At 70.0% G+C, this 13,851-nt stretch carries 15 protein-coding genes, 1 pseudogene and 1 riboswitch; of the genes and pseudogenes, 12 read left to right on the top strand and 4 right to left on the bottom strand.

The window, feature by feature from the left end; genetic code table 11:
• The 3 genes and pseudogenes from ACWD0A_RS21755 to gcvT all read right to left on the bottom strand — a co-directional run.
• Nucleotides 1-239 (bottom strand): annotated as a pseudogene (locus ACWD0A_RS21755) (serine hydroxymethyltransferase); the annotation flags it as partial.
• A gap of 23 nt (nucleotides 240-262) precedes the next feature.
• A complete protein-coding gene (gcvH, locus tag ACWD0A_RS21750; protein ID WP_365995188.1) occupies nucleotides 263-637 on the bottom strand; it encodes a glycine cleavage system protein GcvH in 375 nt (124 codons plus the stop codon).
• Between the two features lie 58 nt (nucleotides 638-695).
• Nucleotides 696-1,811, bottom strand: coding sequence for a glycine cleavage system aminomethyltransferase GcvT (gcvT, locus tag ACWD0A_RS21745; protein WP_451300443.1), 1,116 nt, complete (start codon nucleotides 1,809-1,811; stop codon nucleotides 696-698).
• Between the two features lie 146 nt (nucleotides 1,812-1,957).
• Nucleotides 1,958-2,055: riboswitch (glycine riboswitch) on the bottom strand.
• Nucleotides 2,056-2,202: 147 nt separating this feature from the next.
• Between gcvT and ACWD0A_RS21740 the strand changes: the two genes are divergently transcribed.
• From ACWD0A_RS21740 to ACWD0A_RS21695, 10 genes are all read left to right on the top strand, one after another.
• Entirely contained in the window at nucleotides 2,203-2,874 is a 672-nt protein-coding gene (locus ACWD0A_RS21740; protein WP_451300441.1) for an AAA family ATPase, read from the top strand.
• A gap of 174 nt (nucleotides 2,875-3,048) precedes the next feature.
• On the top strand, nucleotides 3,049-3,798 hold the full coding sequence (locus tag ACWD0A_RS21735; RefSeq protein WP_451300439.1) for an enhanced serine sensitivity protein SseB: 750 nt from the start codon (nucleotides 3,049-3,051) through the stop codon (nucleotides 3,796-3,798).
• Nucleotides 3,799-3,917: 119 nt separating this feature from the next.
• Nucleotides 3,918-4,706: an enhanced serine sensitivity protein SseB C-terminal domain-containing protein gene (locus ACWD0A_RS21730; RefSeq protein WP_451300437.1), complete on the top strand. Its 789-nt coding sequence runs from the start codon at nucleotides 3,918-3,920 to the stop codon at nucleotides 4,704-4,706.
• A gap of 190 nt (nucleotides 4,707-4,896) precedes the next feature.
• Entirely contained in the window at nucleotides 4,897-6,564 is a 1,668-nt protein-coding gene (locus ACWD0A_RS21725; protein WP_451300435.1) for an ABC transporter substrate-binding protein, read from the top strand.
• 84 nt (nucleotides 6,565-6,648) lie between these two features.
• Nucleotides 6,649-7,653 (top strand): ABC transporter permease, encoded by a 1,005-nt coding sequence (locus ACWD0A_RS21720; protein WP_177147691.1) that lies wholly within the window; start codon nucleotides 6,649-6,651, stop codon nucleotides 7,651-7,653.
• A gap of 10 nt (nucleotides 7,654-7,663) precedes the next feature.
• Nucleotides 7,664-8,617 carry an ABC transporter permease gene (locus tag ACWD0A_RS21715; protein ID WP_451300432.1) on the top strand — a complete coding sequence of 318 codons (954 nt, stop codon included), beginning with the start codon at nucleotides 7,664-7,666 and terminating at the stop codon, nucleotides 8,615-8,617.
• Between the two features lie 6 nt (nucleotides 8,618-8,623).
• Nucleotides 8,624-9,622, top strand: coding sequence for an ABC transporter ATP-binding protein (locus ACWD0A_RS21710; RefSeq protein ID WP_307713323.1), 999 nt, complete (start codon nucleotides 8,624-8,626; stop codon nucleotides 9,620-9,622).
• A complete protein-coding gene (locus ACWD0A_RS21705) occupies nucleotides 9,619-10,977 on the top strand; it encodes an oligopeptide/dipeptide ABC transporter ATP-binding protein (RefSeq protein WP_451300430.1) in 1,359 nt (452 codons plus the stop codon). The genes ACWD0A_RS21710 and ACWD0A_RS21705 overlap by 4 nt, the downstream gene beginning before the upstream one ends.
• A 34-nt stretch (nucleotides 10,978-11,011) precedes the next feature.
• Nucleotides 11,012-11,683 (top strand): trimeric intracellular cation channel family protein, encoded by a 672-nt coding sequence (locus ACWD0A_RS21700; RefSeq protein ID WP_451300428.1) that lies wholly within the window; start codon nucleotides 11,012-11,014, stop codon nucleotides 11,681-11,683.
• A 22-nt stretch (nucleotides 11,684-11,705) separates the two neighbouring features.
• Nucleotides 11,706-12,560, top strand: a complete 855-nt coding sequence (locus tag ACWD0A_RS21695; RefSeq protein WP_451300426.1) for a thioesterase family protein — start codon at nucleotides 11,706-11,708, stop codon at nucleotides 12,558-12,560.
• 88 nt (nucleotides 12,561-12,648) lie between these two features.
• Here ACWD0A_RS21695 and ACWD0A_RS21690 read toward each other — a convergent pair whose 3' ends face one another.
• Nucleotides 12,649-13,290 (bottom strand): TetR family transcriptional regulator, encoded by a 642-nt coding sequence (locus ACWD0A_RS21690; protein WP_451300424.1) that lies wholly within the window; start codon nucleotides 13,288-13,290, stop codon nucleotides 12,649-12,651.
• A gap of 93 nt (nucleotides 13,291-13,383) precedes the next feature.
• Between ACWD0A_RS21690 and ACWD0A_RS21685 the strand changes: the two genes are divergently transcribed.
• Nucleotides 13,384-13,536: a hypothetical protein gene (locus ACWD0A_RS21685; RefSeq protein WP_451300422.1), complete on the top strand. Its 153-nt coding sequence runs from the start codon at nucleotides 13,384-13,386 to the stop codon at nucleotides 13,534-13,536.
• Between the two features lie 32 nt (nucleotides 13,537-13,568).
• Nucleotides 13,569-13,841, top strand: coding sequence for a DUF4190 domain-containing protein (locus ACWD0A_RS21680; protein ID WP_451300420.1), 273 nt, complete (start codon nucleotides 13,569-13,571; stop codon nucleotides 13,839-13,841).
• Nucleotides 13,842-13,851: the final 10 nt, after the last annotated feature.

Raw genomic sequence — 13,851 nt, 5'->3', positions numbered from 1 at the left:
TCGATCGCGATCTGCTCGACCACGTCGACGTGCTCGCAGCCGCCGTAGTAGCGGCGGCCGGGGTAGCCCTCGGCGTACTTGTTGGTCAGGACGGAGCCCTGGGCCTCCATGACCGCGACCGGGGCGAAGTTCTCCGACGCGATCATTTCCAGGGTGGACTGCTGACGGTGGAGCTCGGCGTCGACGGCGGCGGCGACATCCGGGTCCAGCTCGTGAAGAGGGGTGTTGAGAAGCGACATCACTCGGTCCCTAAGGTCTTGGGTCAGCCCGCGAAATCGGTGTACTCGTCGGCGGAGAGCAGGTCCTTCGGCTCCTCGCCGACGCGCACCTTGAAGAGCCAACCGCCCTCGAAGGGCGCCGAGTTCACCAGCGACGGGTCGTTGACGACGTCCTCGTTGGTCTCGGTGACCTCCCCGCTGACCGGCGAGTACAGGTCGCTGACCGACTTGGTGGACTCCAGCTCGCCGCAGGTCTCGCCCGCGGTCACCGTGTCACCCACCTCGGGAAGCTGGACGTACACCACGTCGCCGAGCGCGTTGGCCGCGTGCTCCGTGATGCCGACCGTCGACACGCCGTCCTCGGCGGCCGACAGCCACTCGTGCTCCTTGCTGTAGCGCAGCTGCTGGGGGTTGCTCATGACCTGAATTCTCCTGTACGCGGGGGAGTGGTGGTGAACGAAGAGAGGGTGCGGACGATCACGTCTGGCGCTTGTAGAACGGCAGCGCCACGACCTCGTACGGCTCGTGCGTGCCGCGGATGTCGACACCGACGCCCGGCGTGCCCGGCGCGGCATGGGCGGCGTCCACGTACGCCATGGCGATCGGCTTGCCGAGGGTCGGGCTCGGCGCGCCCGAGGTGACCGTGCCGATGACCTTGCCGTCGGCGACCACGTCCATGCCGGCGCGCGGGACACGGCGGCCCTCGGCGATCAGGCCGACGAGCTTGCGCGGCGGCGCCGTCTCGGCGCGCTCGGCGGCGGCCGTGAGCGCCTCGCGGCCGACGAAGTCGCCGTCCTTCTCGAACTTCACGACCCGGCCGAGGCCCGCGTCGAACGGGGTGAGCGCCGTGGTCAGCTCGTGCCCGTACAGCGGCATGCCCGCCTCCAGGCGGAGCGTGTCGCGGCAGGACAGGCCGCAGGGGATCAGACCGGCCGGCGCGCCCGCCTCGGTCAGTGCCTGCCACAGCTTCTCGGCGTGCTGCGGCTCGACGAACAGCTCGAAGCCGTCCTCGCCGGTGTAGCCCGTACGGGCGATAAGGGCCGGGACGCCCGCGACGGTGCCGGGGAGGCCCGCGTAGTACTTCAGGCCGTCGAGGTCGGCGTCGGTGAGCGACGCGAGGATGCCGGGGGACCGCGGGCCCTGGACCGCGATCAGCGCGTAGGCGTCACGGTCGTCGCGTACCTGCGCGTCGAAACCGGCCGCGCGCTCGGTGAGCGCGTCGAGGACGATCTGGGCGTTGCCGGCGTTGGCGACGACCATGTACTCGCTCTCGCCGAGGCGGTAGACGATCAGGTCGTCGACGATGCCGCCGTCCTCCCGGCAGATCATCGTGTAGCGGGCCCGGCCGGGGCCCACCGTGCCGATGTTGCCGACGAGCGCGTAGTTCAGCAGGTCGACGGCCTGCGGGCCCGTGACGGTGATCTCGCCCATGTGCGACAGGTCGAAGAGGCCGGCCGTCGTGCGGACGGCGTTGTGCTCGTCGCGCTCACTGGCGTAACGCAGCGGCATGTCCCAGCCGGCGAAGTCGGTCATGGTCGCGCCCAGAGATCGATGCAGGGCATCGAGGGCTGTACGACGGGGGGCGTTGGTCATAGGTATGGCTCCCAGGGCATGGCTGCGAGGACAATCCTCCCCATCTGTCATCGGAACCTGAGAGGTTCGCCGCGACCCTGCGTTTGGATGGTCGTGGCTTGCACCTTGGGTGGAGCCGTCCGGACGGCTCACTTTTCAGATCTGCCTCATCGCACGCGGTACGGGGCCTGAGAGATTCAAGGGAGGAACTTGCTCCTTCGGCGCCCGCCACACCAGGTGGCAGGGACTCTCCCGCGCGGATTCAAGCGGCCGGTATGCAGTTGGCGCGCACATCATCGCATGCCTGCGGCGGGAGTGGGGCGCGCGGACCGTGGCAAAGTCGGTTGTCCTGTATTACCAGTTCTTTACACTTCATGGGCAAGGGTGGGGTGACCCGACTTGGGGGAGCGTGATGATGTTGCAGCGGTCCGGCGCATACGCCGCCACGGCCGCGGGGATGCCCGTCCAGCAGGGCGTCTCCGTCAGTGGCCTGCTCGGGGCGCCCGCGCCCGTCCTGCGCGACCTGCGGGCCCGTGCGGGCCGCAGTCCGCGCGCCCTGGTCTTCGCGGCCGGTGACGTGGTGGTCGTCTCCGGGCTGCCCGGGAGCGGCAAGACGACGCTGATGAAGCGCGCGGTGACCGGGCGCGGAATCGACTCGCAGGACACCCGCGACCGGTGGGACGCGCGCACGCCCCGCTTCCTGCCGTACGCCGTCTACCGCCCCCTCGTGCGCCTCGCGCACTACGCGGGTCTGTGGCGGGCCCTGCGCTCGGGCGAGAGCGTCGTCGTCCACGACTGCGGCACGCAGGCGTGGGTGCGGCGCTGGCTCGGGCGGGAGGCGCGGCGGCGCGGGACGTCGCTGCATCTCGTGCTCCTCGACGTGCCGCCGCGGGTGGCGCGGGAGGGCCAGCGCGAGCGGGGCCGCGGGGTGTCGGGGTACGCCTTCGCCCGCCACCGCCGGGCGGTGGGCCGCCTGATCGCCGACGCGGAATCGGGCCGTCTGCCGCGGGGCTGCGCGGCGGCGGTCCTGCTGGACCGGGAGGCGGCGGGAAGGCTGCGCGTCATCGGCTTCACGGCGGACTGACCCCGGGGGGTGTGGTCGGGGGCCCCGCCCCCGCGCCCCGCCGACCCGGCTCGGCGCTCTCGTCGGGGCTCCGCCCCGAGCCCCGCGCCTCCCACACCGGCCGCGCTGGATTATCGTCGACGCCGCGAACACGCACGGCCGGGGTGCGTGCCCTGGGGAGGAAGAGACGAGCACATGGAGAATCCGTACCGCGGCTGGCCCGGGAACGAGCTGGAGGAGGTCCTCGCCGCCTCCGTCGGCAGTTCCTCCGCCGGAGCCCGCCTCGTCGAGGTGCTCGGCCGCAGCAGCCTCTGGGTCCCCCTGCCCAACGGGGGCGGGCCCGACAGCATCGGTCTCGACCTGCCCACCATGGAGATCGAGGGCGCCGCCTACGTCCCCGTCTTCAGCTCCGAGCAGCAGTTCCTCGCCGTTGTGGGTTTCCCCATGTCGTTCACCGTCGCCCCCGCCCGCGAGTTCGCCCGTGGCCTGCCCCCGCAGCTCGGCATCGCCGTGAACCCGGGCGGCACGGTCGGCGTCCCCCTGCCGCCGCCCGCCGTCGCCGAGTTGTGCCGCGCGGGGCGCACCCCGCTCGACGGCTCTGCGTCCGGCGGGCGGGTGCGGCTCTTCGAGCCGGACTGGCAGGAGGAGCCCGTCGACTTCCTCGCCGCCGCGGCTGGCGAGTTCGAGGCCGCCGGCGTCGTGATCACCGCCCGCCGGGTGCTCGCCTCCGTCGAGGGCGAGGCGCCGGCCCTCTTCGTGGGCGTCCAGCTCTCCTCCTGGGAAGGCGCCGACCGGAACGCGCCCATGGACGCGCTCGGCCGCGCGCTCGGCCGCGTCCAGGTCCCCTGGCCGGTGAATCTCGTCCTTCTGGATGTCGCGCAGGACCCGGTGGGCGACTGGATGCTGGAGCGTGTACGCCCCTTCTACCAACGACATCACGTGTAGAAGTCAAGCCGGTGCCAGGACTGCCGCTTAAGCTGGTTTGATGACCTGGCCGGAGGTCCCCTGACACAGGGACGGACCACTCGGGCACGGGTACGGATCGAAGAGGGGCGGAATCCAGGGTGAGCGCGTCAGGCACCGCGGCGACCGGGCAGGTCGAGCACATGCTGCGCCAGGTGACTCCCGGGCGCTACGACGCGTACGAGGCACTGCTGCACGCCCTCGCCGATCCCGCCGGTGGCCGGATCTGGATGCTGCTGTGGCACGGACAGCCCGGTTCCCCCGATGCGCAGTACGGGAACATGGAGGTCGACGGCGTCGGCTACGCGCCGTGCGTCACCTCCGCGCAGGAGCTCGCCGTCTCCGGCTGGAGCCGCGCGCACGAGGTCGTCACCGGCCGGGACATCGCCCGTGCCCTGTACCCCGAGCGCTGGGGCATCTGGCTCAACCCGCACGCGCCGGGCGGCGGCGTCGGCATCCCGTGGCTGGATCTGCGCCGCATCGCCACCGGACTCGACCGGATGCCCGCGGGCCCGCTGCGACTGTCGGACCCGGCCGTCGAGATCCCCCAGTTCTACGCGCTGCTCACACAGAACGCGCACCGCACACCGGCCGTGCGCTCGCTGCGCCGTGCCTGGGTGCAGCCGGCCGTCGGGCCCGCGTACCTCGCCATCGGGCTCGATCTGTACGACGCCGGACCGCAGGCGGTCGACGCGGCGCGGGCGATGATGCAGCAGTCGATCGGCGCGGTCCCGGAGGGGCTGCCGGTCTCCACGGTCGCGCTGTCCGACGAGTACGACCCGGTGACGATGTGGATGCGGGCGAACGCCCGGCCCTTCTACGACCGCGAGGCGCACGGCGGGGCCCAGCCGGCCGGCGGTTACGGTTACCCGCCCGTGGGCGCTCGCTGACCGGTCCCCGAACTCTTGCGGATACCGGGGACGTTCGTCCCCCGCGTGGGGATGTCCCGTATCCGGCCGGTTTGTTGAGCGTCCGGGTCTCGACTAGGTATCACCGCTATCCGGACCGTTCTCCCAGGTGACTCCCGTCTGTAGTGTTCGGCCGGTCAAGACTTCCACATGGTGAACCAGGGGTGGACCCATGCGAATTTTCAAGTCCGGGCCTGTCCGGGCGATCACGGCGGTGATAGCCGTCGGCCTGATCGCGACAGGTTGCGCCAGCGAGCGGGACAAGGGCGGTGACAAGGCGGCGAAGGACACCTTCGTCTTCGCCGGCGCCGGTGACCCCGGTTCTCTGGACCCCGCTCTCGCGAGCGACGGTGAGACCTTCCGCGTCACGCGCCAGGCCTTCGAGGCGCTGCTCGAGCACGAGTCCGGTGGCAGCAAGCTCGTCGGCGGGCTCGCGGAGAAGTGGTCCAGCAACCCGGCCGGCACCGTGTGGACGTTCAACCTCCGGAAGAACGTGAAGTTCCACGACGGCGAGGCGTTCGACGCCGCCGCCGTCTGCGCGAACTACGACCACTGGTTCAACTGGAAGGGCACGTACCAGTCCAGCGCGGTCTCCTACTACTGGCAGACCATCATGGGTGGGTTCGCGAAGAACGAGGACCCCGAGGCCCCGAAGGCGAACTACAAGTCCTGCACGGCCAAGGACGAGAGCACCGCCGTCATCGAGGTCAACGAGCCCTCCGCCAACCTGCCCGGAGGCTTCTCCCTGCAGGCCCTGGCGATCCACTCGCCGAAGGCGATCAAGGAGTACGCGAAGCAGGACGCGACCGCCAAGGGCGACGCGATCACGTACCCCAAGTACAGCCAGGAGGCCGGCACGGTCGCCGGCACCGGCCCGTACAAGATCGTGAAGTGGAACAAGGGCAACAAGGAAGTCTCCCTCGAGCGCTTCGACGACTACTGGGGCGAGAAGGCCAAGATCAAGAACCTGGTCTTCCGCACGATCGACACCGAGGATGGCCGTCGCCAGGCCCTGCAGGCCGGTGACATCAACGGCTACGACCTCGTCGCCCCGGCCGATGTGAAGACCCTGGAGGGCGAGGGCTACCAGGTCCCGACCCGTGACGTCTTCAACATCTTCTACGTCGGCATGACGCAGTCGAAGAACCCGGCGCTGAAGAAGCCCGAGGTCCGCCAGGCCATCACGCACGCCATCGACCGCGAGCACCTGGTCAAGACCCAGCTGCCCGAGGGCGGCAAGGTCGCGTCCCAGTTCATGCCCGACACGGTCGCCGGCTTCTCGGACAAGGTGAAGACCTACCCGTTCGACACCAACAAGGCCAAGGAGCTCCTCAAGAAGGCGGGTGAGGAGAACCTCAAGATCGAGTTCTGCTACCCGACCGAGGTCACCCGCCCGTACATGCCCGCCCCGCAGGACATGTTCGAGCTGATGAAGGCCGACCTGGAGAAGGCCGGCATCACCGTCACCCCGAAGGCCATGAAGTGGGCCCCGGACTACCTGGACGCCACCGAGGCGGGCTCCTGCGCCCTGCACATGCTCGGCTGGACCGGTGACTTCAACGACGGCTACAACTTCATCGGCACCTGGTTCGCCGGGCCGGACAAGCAGTGGGGCTTCAAGGACAAGAAGGTCTTCGACGCGGTCAACGCCGCCTCGAAGGTCACCGACCCCGCCGGCCGCACCGAGGCCTACAAGAAGGCCAACGAGGCGATCATGGAGTACGTCCCGGGCGTCCCGATCTCGTCCTCCCCGCCGGCCATCGCCTTCGGCAAGAACATCAACCCGCCGAACGTCTCCCCGCTGACGCAGGAGAACTTCGCCGAGACCTCCTTCAAGTAATCGCACACCAGCGGGTCCGCCCGGTCACTGCTCCAGGTGGCCGGGCGGACCCGCATCGACGCACGTTAGAAAGGGGCATGCGGGGTGCTGCGACTTGTCATACGACGACTGCTACAGCTCATTCCCACCCTGCTCGGCCTGTCGGTTCTCCTCTTCCTCTGGCTGAACCGGCTGCCCGGCGGACCCGCCTCAGCGATCCTGGGCGAGCGGGCGACCGAAGCCGAAGTGGCACGCATCAACCGAGCGCTGGGACTGGACGAGCCCGTCCACGTCCAGTACTGGCGCTTCCTCAAGCGCATCTTCGAACTGGACCTCGGCACCTCCACCCAGACCGGCCAGCCGGTGTGGGAGGAATTCACCCTGCGCTTCCCGGCCACGGTGGAACTCAGCATCGCCGCGATCCTCATCGCGGTCGCCGTCGGCATCCCGCTCGGCTACCTGGCCGCCAAGCGCCGCGGAGGCTGGCTCGACGTCGCCTCGGTGTCGGGATCGCTGATCGGCATCTGTATCCCGGTGTTCTTCCTCGCCCTGCTCCTCAAGGGCATTTTCGCCGTCGAGCTGGGCATCTTCCCGAGCTACGGGCGGCTGTCGACCGGTCTGAACGCCACGGACGTCACCGGATTCGCGGTGCTGGACGGTCTGCTGACCGGCGAACTCGACGCCAGCTGGGACGCGATCATGCACCTGGTGCTCCCCGCCGTCGCGCTCGCCTCCATCCCGCTCGCGGTCATCGTGCGCATGACCCGTGCCAGCGTTCTCGAGGTCCTCGGCGAGGACTACATCCGCACCGCCGAGTCCAAGGGTCTGGACAAGCGCGTCGTGCGAGGCCGGCACGTCCTGCGCAACGCGATGCTGCCGGTGGTCACCGCCGTCGGTCTGCTGACCGGCAGCCTGCTGTCGGGTGCGGTGCTGACCGAGTCGGTGTTCTCCTTCGGCGGCATCGGCTCCTTCATCCGCACCTCGATCGACGCCCGGGACTACCCGGTGCTCGTCGGGTTCATCCTCTTCATCGCGATGGTGTACGTCCTGATCAACCTGCTGGTCGACCTCGCGTACAGCATCATCGACCCGAGAGTGCGGGTGCACTGACGTGACGACCATGACCAAGAAAGCCGACAGGATCGACCGGCTCGCCGAGTTGATGCAGCAGACCGAGGTGACCTCGGGCGCCAGTCTGTGGCGCGAGGCGATGCGGCGCCTGAAGTCCAGCAAGATGGCCGTCATCGGCGTGGTCATCATCGCCGCGTTCGTCGTCCTTGCGGTCATCGGCCCCTGGATCGCCCCGCACACCCCCACCGCACAGACCTGGCGCGACGAAGTCCTGGCCAACCAGGGCAAGTTCGTCGGCATGCGCGGCGAGAACTGGTTCGGCCTGGACCACCTCGGCCGTGACATGTTCTCCCGCATGCTCGTCGGAGCCCGGCAGACCCTGCTCGTCGGCGTCGTCTCGATGCTCATCGGCCTGGTCGTCGGCGCGGTCGTGGGTGTGGTGTCCGGCGCCGCCGCCACCCTCGGCGGCCGGCCCGGCCAGCGGGTCGACACGGTGATCATGCGGATCACCGACATCATGCTGTCGCTGCCGTCGCTGCTGCTCGCGGTCTCCATCGCCGCGGTGATGGGCCAGTCCCTGACGACCGTGATGATCGCCGTGGGTGTCGTCCAGATCCCCATCTTCGCCCGTCTGCTGCGCGGTTCGATGCTCGCCCAGGGCGGCGCCGACTACGTACTGGCGGCGAAGGCGCTCGGCGTACGCCGGAAGCGGATCGTTCTCACCCAGATCCTGCCGAACTCGCTGAGTCCGGTCATCGTCCAGGCGACGCTCAGCCTCGCCACCGCGATCATCGAGGCGGCCGCCCTGTCCTACCTGGGCCTCGGCAACCCCGACCCGGCGATCCCGGAGTGGGGCGTCATGCTCTCGCAGGCACAGCGGTTCTTCGACAACGAGCCGATGATGGCGGTCTATCCGGCGGTCGGCATCATCATCACCGCCCTTGGCTTCACCCTGCTCGGCGAGGCCATGCGCGAAGCCCTCGACCCGAAGCTGCGAGGCTGAAGTCCCATGGCACTGCTTACTGTTGACGAACTCAGCGTCACCTTCGGCGGCCGTGGCCGCAAGGAGTCCACGGCGGTCGACGGCGTCTCCTTCGACGTCGACCAGGGCCAGGTGGTGGGACTGGTCGGCGAGTCGGGCTGCGGCAAGTCCGTGACCTCGCTCGCGCTGATGGGCCTGCTGCCGGCCAAGGGCGTGAAGATCGGCGGACGTGCCGACTTCGACGGTCGGAACCTCCTCACCATGAGCCCGCGCAAGCTGCGGGACATGCGCGGCAGCCAGCTGGCGATGATCTTCCAGGACCCGTTGTCCTCGCTGAACCCGGTGGTGCCCATCGGCGTCCAGGTCACCGAGATCCTCCAGCGCCACCGCGGACTGAAGGGGGAGGCCGCCCGCAAGGAGGCCGCTCACCTGCTGGACAGGGTCGGCATCCCCGACCCGAACCGGCGGCTGAAGGAGTACCCGCACCAGCTCTCCGGAGGCATGCGCCAGCGCGCGCTCATCGCCATGGCGGTGGCCTGCGCGCCTCGGCTGCTCATCGCCGACGAGCCGACGACCGCGCTGGACGTGACCATCCAGGCGCAGATCCTCGAACTGCTCAAGGAACTGGTCGACCAGGAGGGCACCGCCCTGCTGATGATCACTCACGACCTGGGTGTCGTCGCCGGCCTGTGCGACCAGGTCAACGTGCTGTACGCGGGCCGGGCGGTGGAGTCGGCGGGCCGCCGCGAGCTGTTCGCGCACCCCACCCACCCGTACGCGCACGGTCTGCTCGGCTCCATCCCGCGGCTCGACGCGCCGCGCGGCGAGCCGCTCAACCCGATCCGCGGATCCATCAACGACAAGATCGCCTGGGCCGACGGCTGCGCCTTCGCGCCCCGTTGCGACTTCTACACGATGGAGTGCCTGACCGGCACACCCGAACTGACCGAACCACGCGCGGCCGGCCACCAGGTGCGCTGCGTCAACCCGGTCCTTCCCAAGCCCAAGGCGGAGGTCTCGGCATGAGCTTGCTCGAACTCGACGATGTGAAGGTCCATTTCCCGGTCAGGAAGGGCATCTTCTTCGACCGCACCGTGGGCCACGTCTACGCCGTCGACGGTGTCTCGCTCAAGGTCGAGGCGGGGCAGACGTACGGTCTGGTGGGCGAGTCGGGCTGCGGCAAGACGACTCTGGGCAGGGCGGTCCTGCGGCTGGTGGACATCACCGGCGGCGAGGTCGTCTTCGACGGCACGGACCTGGCGAAGCTGCCGAACGAGGAGATGCGCGGCTTCCGCCGCCGGCTGCAGATGGTCTTCCAGGACCCGCTGGGCAGCCTCAACCCGCGGCAGAACATCGAGTCGATCCTCAGCGAGGGCATGGCCGCGCACGGGATCGGCAAGGACCAGAAGGAACGCCGCGAGAAGATCAAGGAGATCCTGGCCAAGGTCGGCCTCCCGGCGAACGCGCTGTCCCGTTACCCGCACGAGTTCTCGGGCGGGCAGCGCCAGCGCATCGGCATCGCGCGTGCGCTGGTCCTCGAACCGGACCTGATCATCTGCGACGAGCCGGTGTCGGCGCTGGACGTCTCCATCCAGGCGCAGGTCATCAACCTCCTGGAGGAACTGCAGGAGTCCCTCGGGCTGACGTACCTCGTCATCGCCCACGACCTCGCCGTCGTCCGGCACATCTCCGACGTCATCGGGGTGATGTATCTGGGCGGCCTGGTGGAGGAGGCGCCGAGCGACGCCCTCTACGCGGGGCCCAAGCACCCGTACACCAAGGCGCTGATGTCCGCGGTGCCGGTACCGGACCCGGAGGTCGAGGACCGGCGGGAGCGGATCCTGCTCCACGGCGACCTGCCCTCGCCCGCCAACCCGCCGGCCGGCTGCCGCTTCCACACGCGGTGCCCCTGGGCGCAGGACACGCTGTGCGCCACGGACCGGCCGAAGCTGACGGACCTGGGCGACGGGCACAAGGTGGCCTGCCACTTCGCGAAGGAGATCGAGGAGGGAACGGTCGCGCAGACCCGGGCGACCGGGATCGAGGCGGTCGTGGGCACGGAGTCGGTCGCCGCCGAGGGCCCCGACGCGGTGGCCTCCGAGGAGGACGGTGTGCCGGAGCCGGCGGAGGCGGAGAAGCCGGTGACGACGTCGGGTGCCGTTGCCGTTGCCGTTGCCGTTGCCGTTGCCGGTACCGAGCCGGTGGCCGAGGAGCCGAGCGACGAGCCGGACGCCACGGACGCTGCCACGGACGGCGCAGAGGCAGAGGACTCCGCACAGGAGGCGCCCGCGGACACGGCGGCGGTTCCGGAACAGCCCGGGGCAGACGATGCGGCCGCGCCCGCCGAGACCGCAGCCAAGGGGGCCACCGCGTCCGACTGACGGGCGGGACCACCGGACACGGCACAATCGTCCGGTGTTCCAAGAACTGTTCACGCCCTCCGTCCAGCATGCGCTCGACCTCGTCGGGATCTTCGTCTTCGCGATCTCCGGGGCGCTGCTCGCCGTACGCAAGAACTTCGACGTGTTCGGCATCGCCGTGCTCGCCGAGGTCACGGCGCTGGGCGGAGGGCTGCTGCGTGACCTGATCATCGGGGCCGTGCCGCCCGCGGCCTTCACCGATCTCGGGTACTTCCTGATGCCTCTGGTGGCCACGGTCATCGTCTTCTTCCTGCATCCGCACGTGGAGCGCATCCAGGCCGGCGTCAACGTCTTCGACGCGGCGGGTCTCGGGCTGTTCTGCGTGACCGGCACGACCAAGGCGTACGAGTACGGTCTCGGCCTCACGTTCTCGGCGGCGCTCGGACTGGCCACGGCGGTCGGCGGCGGTGTGCTGCGCGACGTGCTGGCCAACGAGGTTCCGTCGCTGCTGCGCTGGGACCGTGACCTGTATGCCGTGCCCGCGATGGTGGGCGCGACGATGGTCGTCCTGTGCATTCGTTTCGACGCCCTGAACGCGGTGACGAGCGGACTGGCGGTGGTGACCGCATTCGTGCTGCGGCTGCTGGCGATGCGCTATCACTGGCGCGCGCCGCGCGCCTGGAACCGGCGGTCGGAGGCGACCGAGGAGAAAGCTACCGCTCAGTAATTGTTTGTTGTACGGTACCGGCATGGCTGAGGCAGCACAGACGGCGCGCGCGACCGTCGGGGACAGTGAGTTCGACCGCGACACCGCGGTTACCCTGCGCGAGACCGGTGTCTACGACGCCGAGCTCTCGGCGGGCTGGACGATCATCCACGCGGTGAACGGCGGCTACCTGCTCGCGATGCTGGGCCGGGCGCTCGGGGACGCGCTGCCGCACCCGGACCCGTTCACGGTCTCCGCGCACTACCTCACGGCGTCCCAGCCGGGCCCGGCGGTGATCCGTACCGAGGTGATCCGCACCGGCCGCACGCTCTCCACCGGTCAGGCGTCGCTCCTCCAGTTCGCGGACGACGGCACGGAGGTGGAGCGCATCCGGGTGCTCGCCTCGTACGGCGACCTGGACGCACTCCCGGACGATGTGCGCACCTCGGCGAAGCCGCCGGCGATCCCGCCGGTGGAGCACTGCCTCGGCCCCTCGGACGGTCCGGCGCCCATCCCCGGCAGCTCGGCGATCACCGAGCGCCTGGACATCAAGCTGGACCCGGCGACGGTCGGCTGGGCGATCGGCGCGCCCTCGGGCGAGGGCGAGATGCGGGGCTGGTTCGCGCTGGCGGACGGGCGTGACGCGGATCCTCTGTCGCTGCTGCTGACGGTGGATGCGCTGCCGCCGACGTCGTTCGAGCTGGGCCTGAAGGGCTGGACGCCGACCGTGGAACTGACGACGCACGTGCGCTGCCGCCCGGCACCGGGCCCGCTGCGTGTCTCGATCACGACGCGCAACCTGGCGGGCGGGTTCCTGGAGGAGGACGCGGAGGTCTGGGACTCGGCGGACCGCCTGGTGGCCCAGTCCCGCCAGCTCGCCAAGGCGCCCCGCGGCTGACGCCCCGGGGCGCTGCCCCTTGCCGTGATGCGCCCGCGCGCATCCCTCGCCCGCGCCCGTGAGGCTGTCCTCGCGGGCGCTGCGCCGTTCACGGGCGCTCCCCGGAGGGCCGCCCCCCGTCCAGCCAGTGTTCCCGCCCCAGGTTCACCAGCCTCAACCGCCTCCGCGCCAGCCCGCTCACCCGTTCCTCGCCCTCAGGCCCCGCCTCCAGGAACGACGACGCCGTCATCATCATGTGGTCGACGTACATCCCCGCCAGCATGTGCAGATCGTCCTCGCTCCATCCCTCCGCCCCCGCGTCGTGCGCGAACACCGCCGCCACTTCGTCGGTGAACCGCCGCAGCTGCTCGGCTATCGCTTCCCGTACCGGCGCCACACCGCCATGGCGTTCGCGCGCGACGAAGCGCACATGTGCCGGAGAGGTCCGCACCAGGTCGGCGACCAGCGCCACCGTGCGGTCGATGCGCGCCGAGTCCGCAGGCTCGGTCAGGGCCTCCGCGATCGTCGCGTGGAGGCTGCCGAGCGTCTCCTCGACGAGCGCGACGCCGAGGTCGGCCATGTCCCGGAAGTGCCGGTAGAACGCGGTCGGCGCGACACCCACGGCCCGGGTCACCTCCCGCAGGCCCAGGCTGTTCAGGCTCTGCTCCTCCAGCAGCCGCAGCGCCGCGTCGAGGAGCGCCTGACGGGTCTTCTGCTTCTGTGCCTGCCGGATACCGACGGTGTGACTCATGACATTCAGTAAACAACCGTTCTCGGGGAAGCCGAACAATAGACTGGTTAGTCAGTGAACACTCGTACTCTGAAAGTTCGCGAAAGGACGACCGTGTTACCCCTCGTCGCAGCACTCCTCCTCATGGGCGTGATGCTGGGCGCCGTGGTCCAACTCCCCGCCCCCGTCTCCCTCGTGGCCGCCGCCGTCATCGGCTGCTGGCTGCTCGTCTTCGCGGTGCGCGAGCGCCGCGGCCGCCGCAACTGACCCCACGAGCGCACCGGAAGGAGAAGAACGTCGTGCAACTCGCCAGGCCCCGACGCACGGACGAGCGGCGCAGGGACGCCGACGGCATGGCCGTCGCCGCCTTCGTGCTCGGTCTCGTCGGGCTCCTCGTGATGAACATCGTGCTCGGCCCCACGGCCTTCGTTCTCGCCGCGCTGGCCCTGCGGCGCGGCACCGGACGCCGCGGTCGCGCCCTCCTCGGGCTCGCCCTCGGCATCGCCGACCTCGTGGTCCTCGCCGTCCTCGTGACGGTGAACGGCTCGGTCGTCTGGGGCTTCGGCGCCTGAGCCGCCACCG

The organism is Streptomyces sp. NPDC002867 (genome assembly GCF_053591895.1).
The sequence above is the reverse complement of the archived record's forward strand: the minus strand, read 5'-3'. Positions and strand labels throughout refer to the sequence as shown.

Excerpts from the sequence above, each read along its gene's own strand:
- ACWD0A_RS21740 (WP_451300441.1), top strand. The coding sequence starts at position 2,203 with ATGATGTTGCAGCGGTCCGGCGCATACGCCGCCACGGCCGCGGGGATG.
- gcvH (WP_365995188.1), bottom strand. The coding sequence starts at position 637 with ATGAGCAACCCCCAGCAGCTGCGCTACAGCAAGGAGCACGAGTGGCTG.
- ACWD0A_RS21725 (WP_451300435.1), top strand. The coding sequence starts at position 4,897 with ATGCGAATTTTCAAGTCCGGGCCTGTCCGGGCGATCACGGCGGTGATA.
- ACWD0A_RS21690 (WP_451300424.1), bottom strand. The coding sequence starts at position 13,290 with ATGAGTCACACCGTCGGTATCCGGCAGGCACAGAAGCAGAAGACCCGT.
- ACWD0A_RS21710 (WP_307713323.1), top strand. The coding sequence starts at position 8,624 with ATGGCACTGCTTACTGTTGACGAACTCAGCGTCACCTTCGGCGGCCGT.
- ACWD0A_RS21715 (WP_451300432.1), top strand. The coding sequence starts at position 7,664 with ATGACCAAGAAAGCCGACAGGATCGACCGGCTCGCCGAGTTGATGCAG.
- ACWD0A_RS21695 (WP_451300426.1), top strand. The coding sequence starts at position 11,706 with ATGGCTGAGGCAGCACAGACGGCGCGCGCGACCGTCGGGGACAGTGAG.
- ACWD0A_RS21735 (WP_451300439.1), top strand. The coding sequence starts at position 3,049 with ATGGAGAATCCGTACCGCGGCTGGCCCGGGAACGAGCTGGAGGAGGTC.
- gcvT (WP_451300443.1), bottom strand. The coding sequence starts at position 1,811 with ATGACCAACGCCCCCCGTCGTACAGCCCTCGATGCCCTGCATCGATCT.
- ACWD0A_RS21705 (WP_451300430.1), top strand. The coding sequence starts at position 9,619 with ATGAGCTTGCTCGAACTCGACGATGTGAAGGTCCATTTCCCGGTCAGG.